Consider the following 19464-nt stretch of genomic DNA (forward strand, 5'->3'; position numbering starts at 1 on the left):
TGCGCCGCATGAGCGATCCCGACCTGCCCCAGCCCAAACCCTCCCTGTCCGCCCGCGCGATGGCGCTCGCCCCGATGCCCTATCTGGACGGGCTCAACGCCGCCCAACGTCAGGCGGTCGAGGCGCTGGATGGCCCCGTGCTGATGCTGGCGGGTGCGGGCACCGGCAAGACCAAGGCGCTGACCACCCGCATCGTGCACCTGCTGACGACGCACCGCGCGCAACCGCACGAGATCCTCGCCGTCACCTTCACCAACAAGGCCGCGCGAGAGATGAAGGACCGCGTTTCCCGCCTGCTGGGCCAACCGGCCGAGGGGATGCCGTGGCTGGGCACCTTCCACTCGATCTGCGTGAAACTGCTGCGCCGCCATGCCGAGTTGGTCGGGCTGAAATCCAACTTCACCATTCTGGACACCGACGATCAGGTCCGCCTGCTCAAGCAATTGATCCAGGCCAATAATATAGACGAGAAACGCTGGCCCCCGCGCCAGCTGGCCTCGATCATCGACAACTGGAAAAACCGTGCCTGGACCCCAACCCAAGTACCAGCGGGCGAGGCGGGTGCCTTCAATCATCGCGGCACGGAACTCTACGACCAATACCAGACCCGCCTGCGCGAGCTGAACGCCACCGATTTCGGCGACCTGCTGCTGCACATGGTCACGATCTTCCAGAAACACGACGACATCCTTGAGCAATACCGCCGCTGGTTCCGCTACATCCTTGTGGACGAATATCAGGACACCAACGTCGCCCAATACCTGTGGCTGCGCCTGCTGGCCGGCGGGCACAAGAACATCTGTTGCGTCGGCGATGACGACCAGTCGATCTATGGCTGGCGCGGTGCCGAGGTGGGCAATATCCTGCGGTTCGAAAAGGATTTTCCCGGCGCGGCGGTGATCCGGCTGGAGCAGAACTACCGCTCGACCCCGCACATCCTGGCAGCGGCCTCGAACGTCATTCGCTGCAACGAGGGGCGGCTGGGCAAGACCCTCTGGACCGAGGCCGAAGAGGGCGAAAAAGTCCGCCTGATCGGCCATTGGGACGGCGAGCAAGAGGCAATCTGGATCGGTGAAGAGATCGAATCCCTGCAACGCGGTACCCGCGGAATGCGCAAGTTCGGGCTGGACCAGATCGCGATTCTGGTCCGCGCCAGCCACCAGATGCGCGCCTTCGAGGACCGCTTCCTGACCATCGGCCTGCCTTACCGCGTGATCGGCGGCCCGCGTTTCTATGAGCGGCTCGAAATCCGCGATGCGATGGCCTATTTCCGCGTGGTGACCTCGCCCAGCGACGATCTGGCATTCGAGCGGATCGTGAACACCCCCAAACGCGGGCTTGGCGACAAGGCCCAGCAAAACATCCGCGCCGTGGCCCGCGAAAACGGCACCAGCCTGGTCGACGGCGCGCGCCTGCTGTTGCGCGACGGCGGCATCAGCGGCAAGGGCGCAGGCCAATTGCGCACCCTGATCGAGGGCATCGACCGCTGGGGCCGCATGGCGGGGGACGACGACCTTTCGCATATGGAACTGGCCGAGATCATCCTCGACGAATCGGGCTACACGACGATGTGGCAAAACGACAAGACGCCCGAAGCGCCCGGCCGTCTGGAAAACCTGAAGGAACTGGTCACACAGCTGGAAAAATTCGAAAACCTGCAAGGCTTTCTGGAACATGTCAGCCTGGTCATGGACAATGATCAGGACGACGGCGGCGAAAAGGTCAGCATCATGACCCTGCACGCGGCCAAAGGGCTGGAATTCCCCGCGGTTTTCTTGCCGGGATGGGAGGACGGCCTGTTCCCCAGCCAACGCAGCATGGACGAATCCGGCCTCAAGGGCCTCGAGGAAGAACGCCGCCTGGCCTATGTCGGCATCACCCGGGCCGAGGAACTGTGCACGATCTCGTTCGCAGGCAACCGGCGGGTGTTCGGGCAATGGCAATCGCAACTGCCCTCGCGCTTCATCGACGAGCTGCCCGAAGATCACGTCGAAGTCCTGACGCCCCCGGGCCTATACGGCGGCGGATTCGGCGCCGCACGCCCGACCAGCAGCATCGAGGAACGCGCCACAAAGGCCGACGTCTACAACTCGCCGGGCTGGCAACGCATGCAGGCCCGCGCCTCACAACGCCCCGTCAGCCAACCCCGCGAAAGCCGCGCCCCTGTGATCGACCTGACCGCCACCAGCAGCTTTGCGGTGGGCGACCGGATTTTCCACCAGAAATTCGGCTACGGGTCTGTGCTGGGCATCGAAGGCGACAAACTGGAAATCGCCTTTGACAAGGCCGGCGAAAAGAAAATCGTCGCGCGTTTTGTGTCAGCGGCCGACGACATCCCGTTCTGACCTCGCCCCCCGGCGCGCGTGGCCGCGTCGGATTTGAGTATTTTCATCAGAAAGAAGCAGAAATGCGGCGTCCTTCTCCGCCCGCGCGCGGTGAGGGGAAGGACGGCATTCAGGCTTCTTTCTGATCCAAATACTCATGGCCCTGCATTCGGGGCCGGTGCTGTCTTTTGGGGATTTGGAAAAAGAAAACGGCGGCGCCCAGGGAGGAGGAGGGGGCACCGCCGTCTTTGTTACGTCCAGCCCAGGGAGGAGTAGAGGGCCGACGTATGCTGGTCAAGGATGCGGTGGCCCTCAGGGAGGAGGAGGGAGGGCCACCGCTCTTGACTACGAAGTGGCCTAGGGAGGAGGGGGCCCTTCGTATCTGTTGTGCAAGTGCGGCGATCCTCAGGGAGGAGGAGGGAGGATCGCCGCTCTTTGCAACGGACCCCGAAAGGGAGGAGGAAGGGGTCCGTATCTGTTTGGGCCGTTTGGCCCGGAATTTGGTGCGGTGACATCAGGGAGGAGGAGAGATGTCACCGCTGTTCCAGAAATCCCAGGGAGGAGGAGAGGGATTTCCGAAGAGATATCTTAGTGCGCGTCGTAGACGTGCTCGTATGCGACCGAGCGGATCTGCGAGCGGCACAGGCCGAGGTCACGCAGTTCCATGTCGGACAGGGAGGCCAGCTCGACCAGGGTCCGGCGGTAGGTTTTGTAGCGGGCGAAACGCGCGCCCACAGACTTGGTCAGGGCGGCGAAACGATCTGCGATGCCACCTTCGGAGGTGCGGATATCCGATGCGTATGCCATGTTCAGCTTCTTTCGTTCTGTTCGCGTCTTTGCAGTTTCCTGCGCTGTTGGATTGAAGATGGGGGAATTGCTGCAGTTGCACAATGCCCGATGCTGCATTGCAGCTATGCAAAAAATGCATAAGCATTGTTGACCTATCGTAAACCTGCATTCTGGATGTGTATTGTCGCAGTTTCCGGTTTCGGCGGTGGCGGGCCTTGCCTTGGCGCCAAAAAACAGCACCTATTGCGGCGAATTTTTCGCAGGAGATCGCCATGTCAGTCACGCGCCAGCAGGTGGAACAGGTTCTGTCCCGGATCGAAGTGCCCGGAGGAGGGACGCTGATAACGCGCGATCTGGTGCGGGCATTGGTGGTCGAGGGGGGCGATGTGCGCTTTGTGATCGAGGCGCCCAGCCCCGAGGCCGCCCGCGCGATGGAGATGGTGCAGGCCGACGCCGAGGACCAGCTGAAGCGGCTGCCCGGCGTGGGCAAGGTGATGGTTGCGCTGACCGCGCACGGCCCGGCGCCCAAGAAACCCGCCCCCAGTCTGAAGATCGGCGGACATCCGACTCCGCAGGCGGGGCCGACGAAACCGGCGGGCGTGGACAAGATCATCGTCGTGGGCTCGGGCAAGGGTGGCGTGGGCAAATCCACGGTTTCGTCCAACCTGGCGGTGGCTTTGGCCAAGGCGGGGCGGCGGGTTGGCCTGCTGGACGCGGACATTTACGGCCCCTCGCAGCAGCGCATGATGGGGACGACCAAGCGCCCCTCGAGCCCGGACGGCAAGACGATCGAGCCGCTGCACGCACATGGCGTCACCATGATGTCGATCGGCGCGATGATGGACCCCGACAAGGCGGTGATCTGGCGCGGGCCGATGCTGATGGGGGCGTTGCAGCAGATGCTGGGGCAGGTGGCCTGGGGCGATCTGGACGTGATGATCGTGGACCTGCCGCCGGGCACGGGCGACATCCAACTGACGCTGTGCCAGAAGACGCTGCTGACCGGGGCCATCGTGGTCTCGACCCCGCAGGACGTGGCGCTGATCGACGCGCGCAAGGCGCTGGACATGTTCAAGACGCTGAACACGCCGGTGCTGGGCCTGATCGAGAACATGTCGGTGTTCCACTGCCCCAATTGCGGGCACGAGGCGCATATCTTTGGCCATGGCGGCGTGGCGGACGAGGCCAAGAAGCTGGGCGTGCCGCTGCTGGCCGAGCTGCCGATCGACCTGGAAACCCGCCTGGCGGGCGATGCGGGTACGCCGATTGCGGCGGGCGACAGCGCGATGGCGCAGGCCTATGCGCAGGTGGCGCAACGTCTGATCCAGGGCGGTATGGCTTGATCTGACACCGATCGCGGCGGGATTGTCTGCCGCGATCACGGGCATTCACGGGAATTCGGCGGGATTGCGCGGGATTTCCGGGAATTCACGGGAATGACTGCGCCAGTTCCCGCCGAACCGAATCACTTTCCGTTGAAAATTGTAGGAAAACAGGCCCGCGCGACCGGGGTTGCGCCGGTTTTTGCTGCTTTGGGCTACCAAATCTTGAAATTTTCCGGGATTGCACGGGAAAAATTTTCAGCTCCGCGACATTACTATATCTAGTGGTTGATTTTCATTTATGGGCAAATTATGCCAAATAATCTGTGGATAACCGGTGGATAACTCTCTGTTTCGGGGTGTTGTACTGGCCTTGTCCCGGAAAAATCCCGCCAATTCCTGTTGATTTCCATGAATTCCCATGGCATCCCTTGTGTATCGAAAAAAGACGGAACGGGGACACAGAGCCCCGGTCAAAAATAAAAAAAGCAGGTTTCATACAGGCTCCGCTTTCTTCGAACCAAGAGATCCGGCGCGCGAGCGAGCAGACATCCCCCCAGGTGGCGCGTGCAGCTGGACACACCCCGCAAAGCGGGACGAGGGCGGCGGATTGGGCAGTGGCAGCAGCTCAATCCGCCGTTTTCCGTAATACGGCCCGGAAACGGGTCAGGGACAGGTAAAGGAGCGCCGCGTTGGCCGGCATGTTCATAGGCGAACACACCTTCAAGGTGGACGGAAAGGGACGCGTGTCGATCCCTGCCGATTTTCGCAATGAGCTGACCGAGGGTGACCCCCAAGCCGCCGCAACTGGCCGTCCCCGCATGGTGATCGTCTACGGTCACGAATCCCAGAAACAACTGATCGTCCACACCTTCGAGGGCTTCCGCGCCCTGGCCGAGGAAATCCGCGGGCTTCCGCGTGGATCCAAGCGCCGGATCATCATGGAGCGCATGATCCTGAACCTGGCCAAGCCGATCGAGCTGGACAATGACGGCCGCTTTGTGCTGCCGCAGATGATGCGCGACAAGATCGGGCTGGACGGCACGGCGTATTTCGCCGGGATGGGCGAGACCTTTGAGATCTGGAAGCCCGAAACGCACGAGGCCGAGCAGGCCAGCTTTGCCGAGGATTGGCTGGCCGAGATGGGGCCGAACGCCAACCCTCTGTCGCTGTTGGATGAAGCGGGGGATCTGTGATGTCCTCGGCTGATCGCCCCCACATTCCCGTTCTTCTGCGGCCGCTTCTGAAAGCGGTCGCGCCTGTCTCTGGGGTCTGGCTGGACGGCACGTTCGGCGCAGGCGGATATACGCGTGGATTGCTTGCCGCCGGGGCCGACAAGGTGATCGGCGTGGACCGTGACCCGCTGGCGTTCCAGATGGCCGCCCCTTGGGCAAGCGAGTATGGCGACCGGCTGGAGCTGGTGCAGGGCGTGTTTTCGAAGCTGGACGAATATGCCAGCGATCTGGACGGGGTGGTGCTGGACCTGGGCGTCAGCTCGATGCAGCTGGACCTGGCCGAGCGGGGGTTTTCCTTCATGAAGGACGGCCCGCTGGATATGCGGATGAGCCAATCCGGCCCCTCGGCGGCGGATATCGTGAACACGGCCTCGGAATCCGATCTGGCCGACATCCTGTTCAACTACGGCGAGGAACGCGCCAGCCGCAAGATCGCGCGGGCCATCGTGAAAGACCGCGAGGCGGTGCCCTTCACCACGACGCTGCAACTTGCCGGGCTGATCGAACGGATCATGCCGCGCGTCAAGCCGGGGCAATCGCACGCGGCGACGCGCAGTTTCCAGGCGCTGCGGATCGCGGTGAATGACGAATACGGCGAGCTGGTCGGTGGGCTGGAAGCCGCCGAACGCGCGCTGAAGCCGGGCGGAAAGCTGGCGGTGGTGACCTTCCACTCGATCGAGGATCGGATGGTCAAGCGGTTCTTCCAAAGCCGTGCGGGTAAGTCGGGGGGCAACCGCTATGCCCCCGAAGCCCATGAAACGCCTGCACAATTCGAGCTGGTCACCCGCAAGGCCGTCGGCCCGGACGATCAGGAACTGGACGAAAACCCGCGCGCCCGCAGTGCCAAGCTGCGCGTGGCGGTGCGGACGGATGCGGCGCCGGGCGAAACCGACCGCAAGCAACTGGGTATGCCGATGCTGAGCAAGGGGAAGAAGTGATGCGCAGCCTGCTTTATGTCCTGACAGCAATGGCCGTGATCGGCCTGGCCTTTTGGGCGTATCGCGAGAATTACCAGACACAGGCAGCGCTGGACCGGGTCGAGCGTCAGCACGGCCAGATCGCCGATGCGCGCGCCCGTCTGGGGATGCTGCGGGCCGAATGGGCCTATCTGAACCGCCCCGAACGCCTGCGCGAACTGGCGGCGATCAACTTTGACCGGCTGGAGCTGATGCCCTTTGCGCCCGAGCAATTCGGCCGGGTCGATCAGGTGTCCTACCCGCTGCCGCCGGATCTGGAGCCGATTGTTGAACCGATCGAGGTGTCCTCGGCCAATGGGATGACCGAGGAGAGCAAGCCGTGATCCGTACGCCGCTGCGTCCTCTGGCCCGTATTCTGGACGCCCGCACCAAGGGCGAAAACCCCGATGCGATCGAGCGTGAAAACATCCGTCTGCGGCACGAGGAAATGCGCGACCGCTCGCGTCTGCGGGCCGAAAGCCGCCTGCTGGTGCTGGCGCTGGCCTTTGTCGGTGCGTACGGCGTGATCGGGGTGCAGATGGGGACGCTGGCCGCCAGCGACCCGGTCGAGCCGCGCGCCTCGGTGACCGAGGCGACGATCCGCGCGCAACGGGCCGATATCGTGGACCGTCAGGGCCGCATTCTGGCAACGAATATCGAGACTTACTCGCTGTATGCCACACCGCAGAACATGGTCGATCCGGCCTATGCGGCGGCCCAGCTGGCCTCGATCTTTCCCGAGTTGAACGAGGAACGCCTGCTGCGCGATTTCAGCGGCAAGCGCAAATTCATCTGGCTGCGGCGCAAGCTGAGCCCCGAGCAAAAGCAGCTGGTGCATGACATCGGCGAACCCGGTCTGCAATTCGGCCCGCGCGAGATGCGGCTGTATCCGAACGGCAGTCTGGCCGCGCATGTGCTGGGCGGTGCCAGTTTTGGCGCCGAGGATGTGAACGCCGCCGAAGTGATCGGCGTCGCCGGGATCGAGCGTATGTTCGATGAACGCCTGCGTGATCCGGCCCGTGCCGACAAGCCGTTGCAGCTGTCGCTGGATCTGGCGGTGCAGGACGCGACCGAGCAGGTGCTGGCCGGCGGCATGCGCCTGATGAACGCCAAGGGCGCCGCCGCGGTGCTGATGGACGTGAAAACCGGCGAGGTGATCAGCTTGGTCTCCTTGCCCGATTTCGATCCGAACGACCGGCCGCGCCCGGCGGTCGAGGGCTCGCCCTCGGACAGCCCGCTGTTCAACCGCGCGGTGCAGGGCGTGTACGAGCTGGGCTCGACCTTCAAGATTTTCGCCGCCGCGCAGGGGATGGAACTGGGCCTGGTCAATCCCCAAACCGAGATCGAGACCAAGGGCCCGATGAAATGGGGCCGCTTCACCATCCGCGATTTCCACAATTACGGGCCGAAGCTGACGCTGGAAAAGGTGATCGTGAAGTCGTCCAACATCGGGACGGCGCGGGTGGCCATGATGATCGGCGCGGAACGCCAGCAGCAATTCCTGAAATCGCTGGGCTTCTTTGAGCAAACCCCGCTGGAGATCACCGAAGCCTCGGGTGGCAAGCCGCTGCTGCCGCCGAAATGGTCCGAGCTGTCGACGATGACGATTTCCTACGGTCACGGGCTGTCGGCGACGCCGTTGCACCTGGCCTCGGCCTATGCGGCGGTGGCGAATGGCGGCTACCGCGTCTACCCGACGATCCTGCGCCAGCCGCTGATCCAGAAGGGCGAGCGCGTGATGTCCGAAAAGGTCGCCCTTGCTGCGCGCGACATGCTGCGCAAGGTCGTCACCGAAGGCACTGCCAGCTTTGGCGAGGTCGAGGGCTACGAGGTCGCCGGCAAGACCGGCACCGCCGACAAGCCCAAGGAAAAGGGCGGCGGGTACTATGATGACAAGGTGATCGCCACCTTTGCCTCGATGTTCCCGGTGTCGGACCCGAAATACGTGCTGGTGGTGACGCTGGACGAACCCGTCGACACGATGGGCGAGGAGCCGCGCCGCACCGCAGGCTGGACCGCCGTGCCGGTCGCCGCCGAGATGATCCGGCGTGTCGCGCCCCTGCTGGGACTGCGCCCCACGATTGAACCCACCGCTGCGGCTGGTATAACGCTGGCAAAGAACTAAGCCGGGGAAGGCGTATGCCGGGGCAGCGAAAATCTCTATCCGAACTGGGGCTGACGGCTCAGGCGGGCCGTGACGCACAGGTCACCGGCCTGAGCGTGGACAGCCGCGAGGTGCGTCCGGGCCACCTGTTTTTTGCGCTGCCGGGCACCAAGGTGCATGGCGCGACGTTCATCGCCACCGCGCTGGAACGGGGCGCGGCAGCGATCCTGACCGATGCCGAGGGCGCGAAACTGGCCGCTGATGCGCTGGCCGCCTCGTCCGCCGCGCTGATCGTGGCCGAAGACCCTCGCCAGACGCTGGCCTATGCCGCGGCGCTGTGGTTCGGCGCGCAGCCGCCGATCATGGCGGCGGTGACGGGGACGAACGGCAAGACCTCGGTATCCACCTTCACGCGGATGATCTGGGCCGAGCTGGGCCATGACGCGGTGAACCTGGGCACGACCGGGGTCGAGGGCGCCTATGTCGCCCCGCTGCACCACACCACGCCCGAGCCGATCACCCTGCACCGGCTGCTGTCGGAATGCGCCTTTGCCGGGGTGACCCATGCGGCGATGGAGGCGTCCTCGCACGGGCTGTCTCAGCGTCGGTTGGACGGGGTGCATCTGCGCGCGGCGGGGTTCACGAATTTCACGCAAGACCACCTGGATTACCACGCCACGTTCGAGGAATACTTCGCCGCCAAGGCGGGCCTCTTTGATCGCGTGCTGAGCGAGGACGGCGTCGCCGTCATCAACGTCGACGACCCCAAGGGCCCGGACATGGCGCGGATCGCGGGGACGCGCGGGCAGGCTGTGATCTCGGTCGGGCGGGGGCCGAATGCGCGGCTGCGCCTGCTGGGCCAACGCTTCGAAGCGGCGGGTCAGCAGATCCGGTTCTCGTACGAGGGCGAAACCTACATGCTGCGCCTGCCGCTGATCGGCGGGTTCCAGGCGGAAAACGTGCTGCTGGCCGCCGGTCTGGTCATCGGCTGCGGCGAGGAACCGGCGCGCGTGTTCGAAACCCTGCCGCATCTGAGCGGCGTGCGCGGGCGGATGCAGTTGGCCGCGACGCGGGCCAATGGCGGGGCGGTGTTCGTCGATTACGCTCATACCCCCGACGCGGTGGCGACGGCGCTGAAGGCGATGCGCCCGCATGTGATGGGCCGCCTGATCGCCATCATCGGCGCAGGCGGGGATCGTGATCGCACCAAGCGGCCCTTGATGGGGCAGGCGGCGGCGGAACATGCCGATCTGGTCATCGTGACCGACGACAACCCGCGCAGCGAGGACCCGGCCAGCATCCGTCAGGCCGTCTTGCTGGGTTGTCCCGATGCGCTGGAATTTGGCGACCGGGCCGAGGCGATCCTGCGTGGCGTCGATGCCTTGGGGCCGGGCGATGCGTTGCTGATCGCGGGCAAGGGGCACGAAACCGGCCAGACCATCGGCGACCGGGTGCTGCCTTTTGACGATGTGGAACAGGCCAGCATGGCCGTGATGGCACTGGACGGGGGACTGGCATGAGCCTGTGGACCGCAGCAGAGGCCGCCCGCGCAACCGGCGGGCAGGCCGTTGGGGATTGGGCGGTCGAGGGGGTCTCGATCGACACGCGCACGATCCAGCCCGGCGATTTGTTCGTGGCACTAAAGGCCGCGCGCGACGGGCATGACTTCGTGGCGCAGGCGCTGGCCGCCGGGGCGGGGGCCGCGCTGGTCAGCCGCATCCCCGAGGGCGTGGCCGCGGATGCGCCGCTGCTGATCGTGCCGGACGTGCTGGCAGGGCTGGAGGATCTGGCCCGCGCCGCCCGCAAGCGCACCAAGGCCAAGGTGGTGGCGGTGACCGGCTCGGTCGGGAAGACCTCGACCAAGGAGATGCTGCGCACGGTGCTGGGCGGGCAGGGGCGCACCCACGCGGCCGAGGCCAGCTACAACAACCATTGGGGCGTGCCGCTGACGCTGGCGCGGATGCCGCAGGACACACAATTCGCGGTGATCGAGATCGGGATGAACCACCCGGGCGAGATCGCGCCGCTGACCAAGCTGGCGCGCCCGCATGTGGCGATGGTGACGACCGTTGCGGCGGCCCACCTGGAAGCCTTTGAAAACATTGAAGGGATCGCCCGCGAAAAGGCCAGTATCGTCGAAGGGCTGGAACCCCGCGGCGTGGCCGTTCTGAACGGCGATCTGCCCACCAGCCCGATCCTGATCGACGCGGCCAAGGCACGCGGCGCGCGGATCATCACCTTTGGCGAGGGGCCGCAGAACCACCACCGTCTGAGCCAGGTGCAACTGGTCGATGATGTCACCGTGGCTCAGGGCCGCGCGTGGCGGCGTCCGGTGCTGTTCAAGGTGATGGCGGCGGGGCGGCATTTCGCGGTCAACGCGATGGGTGTCATGGCCGTGGCGCAGGCGCTGAAACTGGACACCACGATGGCCGCCGCCGATCTGGCGCAATGGCTGCCGCCGGCGGGGCGTGGTTTCCGCGAAAAGGTGCAGCTGGACAAGGTGCTGGACGAACAGGTCATGGATCTGATCGACGACGCGTTCAACGCCAACCCGACCTCGATGGCCGCGGCGCTGGAGGTGCTGGCCGCCGCGAAACCCACCGACGGGCTGGGCCGCGTGGCCAAGGGGCGCCGGGTGGCAATCCTGGGGGATATGCTGGAGCTGGGCCCCGACGAGATGGCGCTGCACGAAGGCATCGCCGCGCTGCCGTTCATTCAGGACATCGACGTGATCCATTGCGTCGGCCCGCGCATGAACCGGATGTGGCACGCGCTGCCCGCCGCCAAGCGCGGCGACTGGACCGAAGAGGCCAAACCCATGGCCGAGCGCGCGCATCGGCTGATTGACGCCGGGGATGTGGTGCTGGTCAAGGGCTCGAAGGGCAGCAAGGTCTCGCTTGTTGTTGACGCGATCAAGAAACTGGGCCAAGGGGCACGGCAACCCGAATAACCCTCGACTAACCGGCGATGCGCCGGGCTGGAAGGACCTGAACCATGCTGTATTGGCTGACCGCATTGTCGGACGGTGGCGATGTCTTCAACCTGTTTCGCTACATCACCTTCCGTGCTGGCGGAGCGTTCATGACGGCGCTGATCTTCGGTTTCATCTTCGGGCAGCCGCTGATCAACGTGTTGCGCAAGAAGCAGGGCAAGGGTCAACCGATCCGCGAGGACGGCCCCGCCGGGCATTTCGTCAAGGCAGGCACGCCGACGATGGGCGGGCTGCTGATCCTGTCGGCGCTGGTGGTGGCGACGCTGCTGTGGGCGCGGCTGGACAATGCCTATGTCTGGATGGTGCTGTTCGTGACGATGGCCTTTGGCCTGATCGGGTTCCTGGACGACTACGCCAAGGTCAGCAAGCAGAACACCAAGGGCGTTCCGGGCCGCGTGCGGCTGTTGCTGGGCTTCGTGATCGCCGGGATCGCGGGCTACTGGGCCACCGTCTCGCACCCCGAGGCGCTGCAATTCCGCTTGGCGCTGCCGGTGTTCAAGGACGTGCTGATCAACATGGGCCTGCTGTTCATCCCGTTTGCGATGATCGTGATCGTGGGCGCGGCCAATGCCGTGAACCTGACCGACGGTCTGGACGGGCTGGCGATCATGCCGGTGATGATCGCCTCGGCCACGCTGGGGGTGATCGCCTATGCCGTTGGCCGCGTTGACTTTTCCGAATATCTGGACGTGCATTACGTCCCCGGCACCGGCGAGATTTTGATCTTTGTCGCAGGGCTGATCGGGGGCGGGCTGGGCTTCCTGTGGTACAACGCGCCGCCCGCGGCCGTGTTCATGGGCGACACCGGATCGCTGGCCTTGGGCGGCGCTTTGGGTGCCATCGCGGTGGCCACCAAGCATGAGATCGTGCTGGCCATCGTCGGCGGCCTCTTCGTGGTCGAGGCGCTGTCGGTCATCATCCAGGTGCTGTACTTCAAGCGCACGGGCAAGCGCGTGTTCCTGATGGCTCCGATCCATCACCACTATGAGAAAAAGGGCTGGGCCGAGCCGCAGATCGTGATCCGCTTCTGGATCATCGCGCTGATCCTGGCAATGATCGGCCTGGCCACGCTAAAGGTCCGCTGAACGCAGGCCATCTGGCCGCAACGCGCGGGATCGGGTAGCGATAGTCTGACAGCGGGCAGGGGAGAAGACGCATGATTCCGGTCAAGGGCTTCGATGGACACAAGGTGGCGGTTCTGGGTCTCGGGCGCTCGGGGCTGGCGACGGCGCGGGCGCTGAAGGCAGGCGGTGCGATCCCGGTCTGCTGGGACGACAACCCCGCCGCGCGCGACAAGGCCGAGGCCGAGGGCTTTGCCACCGCCGACCTGATGCAGCCCGGCGCCTTTGACGAGATCGCCAGCCTGATCGTCAGCCCCGGCATCCCGCATCTTTACCCCGAACCCAACAAGGTGATCTCCGCCGCCTGGGCCGCCGGTGTGCCCGTGGACAACGATATCGGCCTGTTCTTCCGGTCCCTGGCCGGGGGCGAGTGGCACGAGTTCGACACCCCGCCGCGCGTCGTCGCGGTGACCGGCTCGAACGGCAAATCCACCACCTCGGCGCTGATCCACCACATCCTGACCGAGGCGGGCAAACCTTCGCAGCTGGCGGGCAATATCGGCCGCGGCGTGCTGGACATCGACCCGCCCGAGGATGGCGGCGTCGTGGTGCTGGAACTCAGCAGCTACCAGACCGACCTCGCCCGCGCGCTGACGCCGGACGTGGCCGTCTTCACAAATCTGTCGCCCGATCACTTGGACCGCCACGGCGGCAAAGGCGGCTATTTCGCCGCCAAACGCCGCCTGTTCGCCGAGGGCGGACCCGACCGCGCCATCATCGGCGTCGACGAAAACGAGGGGCGGTATCTCGCCAATCAACTCTCCGAAGGGGCGGCGGATGACCGGGTGATCCGCATCTCCTCGGCGCAGAAACTGACCGGGCCGGGCTGGCAGGTCTTCGCCCGCAAGGGGTTCCTGGCTGAATACCGCAAGGGGCGTCAGACCGCCTCCATCGATCTGCGCCCGATTCCCGGGCTGCCGGGCGCGCACAACCACCAGAACGCCTGCGCCGCCTACGCCGCCTGCCGCGCCCTGGGCCTGTCGCCGCGCACGATCGAGGACGCCTTCCACTCCTTCGCCGGCCTGCCGCACCGTAGCCAGACCATCGCCCAGGCGAACGGCGTGCGCTACGTCAACGACTCCAAGGCCACCAACGTCGACAGCGCCGAAAAGGCCCTGCGTGCCTTCACCAATATCCGCTGGATCTGCGGCGGCCTGGAAAAAGAGGGCGGCCTCGACGGCCTGCGCGACGCCCTGACTTCCGTCAAAAAGGCCTACGTGATCGGCCGCGAAGCCGCGCATTTCGCCATGCAGCTCACAGGCACCGACGCCGAAATCTGCACCACGATGGAAACCGCCGTCGCCCGCGCCATGGCCGAGGCCGAAGACGGCGACACCGTCCTTCTGGCCCCCGCCGCTGCCAGCTTCGACCAGTACAACAACTTCGAAGAACGCGGCGACGACTTCACCGCCCGCGTCCGCGCGGCCTTGGCTTCTTTCTGATCGAAATACTCCGGGGGTCTGGGGGCTGGCCCCCAGCTGCCCCAGCCCGTCCTACCCGCGCATCCGTTGCCGGATCGCCTGTCCCGCGGCCCAGCCCGAGGACCAGGCCCACTGGAAATTATACCCGCCCAGCCAGCCGGTCACGTCGACGCATTCGCCGATGAAATACAGCCCCGGCACCGATTTGGCCTCCATCGTGGCCGAATTCAGCCCGCCCGTATCCACCCCGCCCAGCGTCACCTCGGCGGTGCGGTAGCCCTCGGATCCGTTGGGCACCAGGTCCCATTTCTCCACCCGCTCGACCAGTGCGCGCAGGGCCTTGTCGGACTGGTCCGCCATGTTGCCGCTCAGGCCCCATTCGGTGGCCAGATGATCGGCCAGACGTCCGGGCAGGATCTGGCCCAGCACGGTGGTCAGGTTCTTGCGCCCGTCTTGCGTGCGCCGCGCGCGCAGCAGGTCGAACAGCGTGCCCGAGGGCATCAGGTTCACCGAGATCGCCTCGCCCTCGCGCCAGTAGGACGAGATTTGCAGCACCGACGGCCCCGAAATGCCGCGATGGGTGAACAGCAGTGCCTCGTCAAAGCTGGTGCCGCCGCCGGTGATGCGCACGGGCAGTGACAGGCCGGCCAGCCCGGCAAAACGCCCCTCGGGAAAAGTCAGCGGCACGAGGGCAGGGCGGGTCTCTGTCACCTCCAGCCCGAACTGGCGCGCGATGTCATAGGCCAGCCCGGTCGCGCCCATCTTGGGGATGGATTTGCCGCCCGTCGCGACCACCACATTCGCCGCGCGCAGGGTATTGCGCCGCCCGTTATTCTCGGTCACCACGCGAAAGCCGCTGTCCTCGCGCGCGACCTCGACAATCGCGGCCTCCAGCCAGACAGCGGCATCGGCTTTCGCGGCTTCCTCCAGCAGCATGGCGACGATCTGCTTGGCCGAGCCGTCGCAGAACAGCTGCCCCAGCGTTTTCTCGTGCCAGGCGATGTTGTGGCGGCTGATCAGCTCGATGAAGTCCCACTGGGTGTAGCGGGCCAGCGCCGATTTGGCGAAGTGCCGGTTCTGCGACAGGAAATTGCGCGGACCCGGGTCCATGTTGGTGAAATTGCAGCGCCCGCCGCCCGAGATGCGGATCTTCTCGCCCGCGGCCTTGGCATGGTCCAGCACCAAGCAACGCCCGCCCGCATGGGCGGCGCACATCAGGCCGGCAGCCCCGGCCCCCAGAATGATCGTATCGAATTCCATGCGCCCAGCCCTGCCCGAAGCCCGCGCGCTTGGCAAGGGGGTGCCGAGCCGCGCCGCGCCCCCTTTTAACGCTGGTGCGATGATGCGTGATTCGGTACAGTTGCCCCACGAGACCCCGAAAACGGGGCGAAGGCAGAGACAGACAGGCAACGAACGGCGGTATTCCCATGACTGAGATGGTCTATGGTTCCCTTCCCATTCAGGCGGGCGATCCGGTTCTTCCCAAGTGGTGGCGGACAATCGACAAATGGACGATGTCCTGCATCCTGATCCTGTTCGCGGTCGGGCTGCTGCTGGGCTTTGCCGCCTCGCCGCCGCTGGCCGAGAAGAACGGCTTTGCCCCCTTCCACTATGTTCAGCGTCAGGCGTTTTTCGGCGGGCTGGCGATGGTGGCGATGCTGCTGACCTCGATGATGACGCCGCAGATGGTGCGCCGGATCGCGACGCTGGGCTTTCTGGCCGCTTTTGTTGCGCTGCTGGGCCTGCCGTTTCTGGGCACCGATTTCGGCAAGGGCGCGGTGCGCTGGTACTCGCTGGGCTTTGCCAGCGTGCAGCCGTCCGAGTTCCTGAAGCCGGTCTTCGTGATCGTGTCGGCCTGGCTGCTGGCCGCCGCGCAAGAGATCAACGGCCCTCCGGGGCGGATGTGGTCCTTCGGGCTGACCATCATCATCGTGACGATCCTGGCGTTGCAGCCGGATTTCGGGCAGGCCTCGCTGGTGCTGTTCGGCTGGGGCGTGATGTATTTCGTGGCCGGTGCGCCGATGACCCTGCTGGTGGGCATGGCCGGGATGGTCGTGGCCGCAGGGACGTTCGCCTATAACAACTCGGAACACTTTGCCCGCCGCATCGACGGTTTCCTGACCGCCGAGGTCGATCCGCGCACGCAGCTGGGCTATGCCACCAACGCCATCCAAGAGGGCGGTTTCTTTGGCACGGGCGTCGGCGAAGGCTCGGTCAAGTGGTCGCTGCCGGATGCGCATACCGATTTCATCATCGCCGTCGCGGCCGAGGAATACGGGCTGGTGCTGGTGCTGTTCATCATCGCGCTTTACTCGGTGATCGTGCTGCGCTCGTTCTTCCGTCTGATGAAGGAACGCGACCCGTTCATCCGTCTGGCCGGCACCGGCCTGACCGCGATGTTCGGTGTGCAGGCGATGATCAACATGGGCGTGGCCGTGCGCCTGCTGCCCGCCAAGGGCATGACCCTGCCGTTCGTCAGCTATGGCGGCTCGTCGCTGATCGCGGGCGGGGTGGCTGTCGGGATGCTGCTGGCGTTCACGCGCTCGCGTCCGCAGGGCGAGATCGGAGACATCCTGCGGGGGCGCGTCCGATGAACGCGCCGCTGCTGGTGATTGCCGCCGGGGGCACCGGCGGGCACATGTTCCCCGCTCAGGCCTTGGCCGAGGCGATGCTGCGCAAGGGCTGGCGGGTCAAGCTGTCCACCGATGCGCGCGGGGCGCGCTACACCGGCGGCTTCCCGCATATGGTTGAGATTGAACAGGTTTCCAGCGCCACCTTTGCTCGTGGCGGTGCTCTGGCCAAGCTGGCGGTGCCGTTCCGCATCGCGGGCGGTGTGCTGGGCATGATGAAGCGGATGCGCCGCGACCGGCCCGCCGTGGTGGTGGGCTTTGGCGGCTATCCGTCCATTCCGGCGATCGGGGCGGCGACGCTGCTGAAGCTGCCGCGCATGATCCACGAACAGAACGGCATCCTTGGCCGTGTGAACCAGATTTTCGCCACCCGCGTCGATGCGGTGGCCTGCGGCACCTGGCCGACGACCCTGCCTGCCGGGGTCGAGGGTGTGCATACCGGCAACCCGGTGCGCAAGGCCGTGCATGACCGCGCCGGGGCCGCCTATATCCCGCCGGGCGACTACCCGATGTCCATTCTGGTGATGGGTGGGTCTCAGGGGGCGCGCATCCTGTCGGACGTGGTGCCGGGGGCCATCGCCGCCCTGCCGCCCGAGGTGCTGCAGCACCTGCGCGTCAGCCATCAGGCCCGGGACGAGGATTTCGACCGCGTGACGCAGTTCTACGCCGATCACGGCATCTCGGCCGACGTGCAGCCGTTTTTCACCGATGTTCCCGCAAGGATGAGTGAGGCGCAGCTGGTGATCTCGCGCTCGGGCGCGTCCAGCGTGGCGGATATCTCGGTGATCGGGCGTCCCTCGATCCTGGTGCCCTTTGCGGCGGCCACGGGCGATCACCAGACGGCCAATGCGCGCGGGCTGGTGGAAGCAGGGGCTGCGATCCTGATCCCGGAAAACCGGCTTGAGGTTTCGACGCTGGCAGAGCAAATAGCCACGGTGCTGACCAACCCCCGTGGGGCGCAGATGATGGCGAATGCCGCGCTGAGCGTGGGCAAGCCCGAAGCGACAGAAGAGCTGGTGCAAATGGTCGAGGCACTGGCAAGGAAGGACTGAGGACATGAACGCCGCAACCAAGCTGCCCACCGATGTGGGCCCCATCCATTTCGTGGGCATTGGCGGCATCGGCATGTCCGGCATCGCCGAGGTTCTGGTGAACCACGGCTACACCGTTCAGGGCAGCGACCTGAAAACCTCGAAAATCACCGACCGTCTGGCCGGGATGGGCGCGACCATTTTCGAAGGCCAGCGCGCCGAGAACCTGATCGGGGCCGAGGTCGTCGTGATCTCGTCGGCGATCAAACCCGGCAACCCCGAGCTGGACGAGGCGCGCCGTCTGGGCCTGCCCGTCGTGCGCCGGGCCGAGATGCTGGCCGAACTGATGCGCCTGAAATCCAACATCGCCATCGCCGGCACCCACGGCAAGACCACGACCACCACGATGGTCGCCACGCTGCTGGATGCGGGCGGGGTGGACCCGACCGTGATCAATGGCGGGATCATCCACGCCTATGGCTCGAACGCGCGGATGGGCGAGGGCGAGTGGATGGTCGTCGAGGCCGATGAAAGCGACGGCACCTTCAACCGGCTGCCCGCGACCATCGCCATCGTTACCAATATCGACCCCGAGCATATGGAGCATTGGGGCACCATCGAGAACCTGCGCAAGGGGTTCCTCGATTTCGTCTCGAACATCCCGTTCTACGGGCTGGCGGTGTGCTGCACCGACCACCCCGAGGTGCAGGCGCTGGTCGGCAAGATCACCGACCGCCGCGTCGTGACCTTTGGCTTCAACGCGCAGGCCGATGTGCGCGCCACGAACCTGACCTATAAAAAGGGCGTGGCGCATTTCGACATCCTGCTGCAGCCCGAGGGCATCAAGATCGAGGGCTGCACCCTGCCGATGCCCGGAGATCACAACGTTTCCAACGCCTTGGCCGCTGTCGCCGTGGCCCGTCACCTGGGCATGAAGGGCGAGGAAATCCGCGCCGCCTTGGCCGCGTTCGGGGGCGTGAACCGCCGCTTCACCAAGGTGGCCGAGGTCAACGGCGTCACCATCATCGACGATTACGGCCACCACCCGGTCGAGATCGCTGCCGTGCTGAAGGCCGCGCGTCAGGCGTCCGAGGGGCGCGTGATCGCCGTGCATCAGCCGCACCGCTATACTCGTTTGCACTCGTTGTTCGAGGATTTCTGCAGCTGTTTCAACGATGCCGACGTGGTGGGTATCGCCGAGGTCTATGCCGCCGGTGAGGCTCCGATCGAGGGCGCGACGCGCGACGATCTGGTCGCCGGGCTGATCCGCCACGGCCACCGCCACGCCCGCGCCATCCTGACCGAGGACGATCTGGAGCGCCTGGTGCGCGAACAGGCCGGGCCGGGGGACATGGTGGTCTGCCTGGGTGCCGGCACGATCAGCGCCTGGGCGCATGGGTTGCCGGCGCGTCTTTCGCAGGGCTGACCCTTTCCCTTTGATCGTCGTCATTTTGCCGGGACGGCAATGTGATAGGCTTGATGCTGAAGCGCAGCGTGGGCTTTGCGGCCTGCGCCGTTGAGTATTTTCGATCAGAAAGA

Annotated in this window: 16 protein-coding genes; 14 read left to right on the forward strand and 2 right to left on the reverse strand. The window is 65.4% G+C overall.

The annotated features are described in order from the left end of the window. The first annotated feature begins 8 nt into the window (after positions 1-8). On the forward strand, positions 9-2345 hold the full coding sequence (locus tag E7681_RS11415; RefSeq protein WP_136339429.1) for an ATP-dependent helicase: 2337 nt from the start codon (positions 9-11) through the stop codon (positions 2343-2345). Between the two features lie 567 nt (positions 2346-2912). Here the strand turns inward: E7681_RS11415 and E7681_RS11420 are convergent. Then, positions 2913-3131, reverse strand: coding sequence for a DUF1127 domain-containing protein (locus E7681_RS11420; protein ID WP_136339430.1), 219 nt, complete (start codon positions 3129-3131; stop codon positions 2913-2915). Positions 3132-3385: 254 nt separating this feature from the next. Here E7681_RS11420 and E7681_RS11425 point away from each other — a divergent pair, with 254 nt between their 5' ends. The 10 genes from E7681_RS11425 (at position 3386) to murD (ending at position 14285) form a co-directional block, all read left to right on the forward strand. Beyond that, on the forward strand, positions 3386-4456 hold the full coding sequence (locus E7681_RS11425) for an Mrp/NBP35 family ATP-binding protein (protein WP_136339431.1): 1071 nt from the start codon (positions 3386-3388) through the stop codon (positions 4454-4456). Positions 4457-4549: 93 nt separating this feature from the next. Further along, positions 4550-4720: a hypothetical protein gene (locus tag E7681_RS18835; protein ID WP_168733197.1), complete on the forward strand. Its 171-nt coding sequence runs from the start codon at positions 4550-4552 to the stop codon at positions 4718-4720. Positions 4721-5136: 416 nt separating this feature from the next. Then, entirely contained in the window at positions 5137-5631 is a 495-nt protein-coding gene (gene mraZ / locus E7681_RS11435) for a division/cell wall cluster transcriptional repressor MraZ (RefSeq protein ID WP_246032472.1), read from the forward strand. Beyond that, positions 5631-6608 (forward strand): 16S rRNA (cytosine(1402)-N(4))-methyltransferase RsmH, encoded by a 978-nt coding sequence (rsmH, locus tag E7681_RS11440; RefSeq protein WP_136339434.1) that lies wholly within the window; start codon positions 5631-5633, stop codon positions 6606-6608. Before mraZ ends, rsmH begins: the two co-directional genes overlap by 1 nt. Continuing rightward, positions 6608-6970, forward strand: a complete 363-nt coding sequence (gene ftsL / locus E7681_RS11445) for a cell division protein FtsL (RefSeq protein WP_136339435.1) — start codon at positions 6608-6610, stop codon at positions 6968-6970. Before rsmH ends, ftsL begins: the two co-directional genes overlap by 1 nt. After that, complete coding sequence (locus tag E7681_RS11450; protein ID WP_136339436.1) at positions 6967-8751, forward strand: peptidoglycan D,D-transpeptidase FtsI family protein; 1785 nt, start codon at positions 6967-6969, stop codon at positions 8749-8751. The genes ftsL and E7681_RS11450 overlap by 4 nt, the downstream gene beginning before the upstream one ends. Positions 8752-8765: 14 nt before the next feature. Beyond that, positions 8766-10250 (forward strand): UDP-N-acetylmuramoyl-L-alanyl-D-glutamate--2,6-diaminopimelate ligase, encoded by a 1485-nt coding sequence (locus E7681_RS11455; RefSeq protein ID WP_136339437.1) that lies wholly within the window; start codon positions 8766-8768, stop codon positions 10248-10250. Continuing rightward, a complete protein-coding gene (locus E7681_RS11460; RefSeq protein WP_136339438.1) occupies positions 10247-11680 on the forward strand; it encodes a UDP-N-acetylmuramoyl-tripeptide--D-alanyl-D-alanine ligase in 1434 nt (477 codons plus the stop codon). The genes E7681_RS11455 and E7681_RS11460 overlap by 4 nt, the downstream gene beginning before the upstream one ends. A 44-nt stretch (positions 11681-11724) precedes the next feature. After that, positions 11725-12807, forward strand: coding sequence for a phospho-N-acetylmuramoyl-pentapeptide-transferase (gene mraY, locus E7681_RS11465; protein WP_136339439.1), 1083 nt, complete (start codon positions 11725-11727; stop codon positions 12805-12807). 71 nt (positions 12808-12878) lie between these two features. Beyond that, positions 12879-14285, forward strand: coding sequence for a UDP-N-acetylmuramoyl-L-alanine--D-glutamate ligase (gene murD / locus E7681_RS11470; protein WP_136339440.1), 1407 nt, complete (start codon positions 12879-12881; stop codon positions 14283-14285). A gap of 51 nt (positions 14286-14336) precedes the next feature. Here the strand turns inward: murD and E7681_RS11475 are convergent, their stop codons facing one another. After that, positions 14337-15524 carry a BaiN/RdsA family NAD(P)/FAD-dependent oxidoreductase gene (locus tag E7681_RS11475; RefSeq protein ID WP_136339441.1) on the reverse strand — a complete coding sequence of 396 codons (1188 nt, stop codon included), beginning with the start codon at positions 15522-15524 and terminating at the stop codon, positions 14337-14339. A 167-nt stretch (positions 15525-15691) separates the two neighbouring features. Here E7681_RS11475 and E7681_RS11480 point away from each other — a divergent pair, with 167 nt between their 5' ends. Genes E7681_RS11480 through murC form a run of 3 tightly spaced genes read left to right on the forward strand, consistent with a single transcriptional unit; the run spans position 15692 to position 19351 of the window. After that, positions 15692-16858: a peptidoglycan glycosyltransferase FtsW gene (locus E7681_RS11480; protein WP_136339442.1), complete on the forward strand. Its 1167-nt coding sequence runs from the start codon at positions 15692-15694 to the stop codon at positions 16856-16858. Next, the gene (locus E7681_RS11485; RefSeq protein ID WP_136339443.1) at positions 16855-17946 is read left to right on the forward strand and encodes a UDP-N-acetylglucosamine--N-acetylmuramyl-(pentapeptide) pyrophosphoryl-undecaprenol N-acetylglucosamine transferase; all 1092 of its coding nucleotides are present in this window, start codon (positions 16855-16857) and stop codon (positions 17944-17946) included. The genes E7681_RS11480 and E7681_RS11485 overlap by 4 nt, the downstream gene beginning before the upstream one ends. A gap of 4 nt (positions 17947-17950) precedes the next feature. Further along, positions 17951-19351 carry a UDP-N-acetylmuramate--L-alanine ligase gene (murC, locus tag E7681_RS11490; protein WP_136339444.1) on the forward strand — a complete coding sequence of 467 codons (1401 nt, stop codon included), beginning with the start codon at positions 17951-17953 and terminating at the stop codon, positions 19349-19351. Positions 19352-19464: the final 113 nt, after the last annotated feature.

It is taken from the genome of Thalassobius vesicularis (assembly GCF_004799325.1).
Lineage (GTDB): Bacteria > Pseudomonadota > Alphaproteobacteria > Rhodobacterales > Rhodobacteraceae > Thalassobius > Thalassobius vesicularis.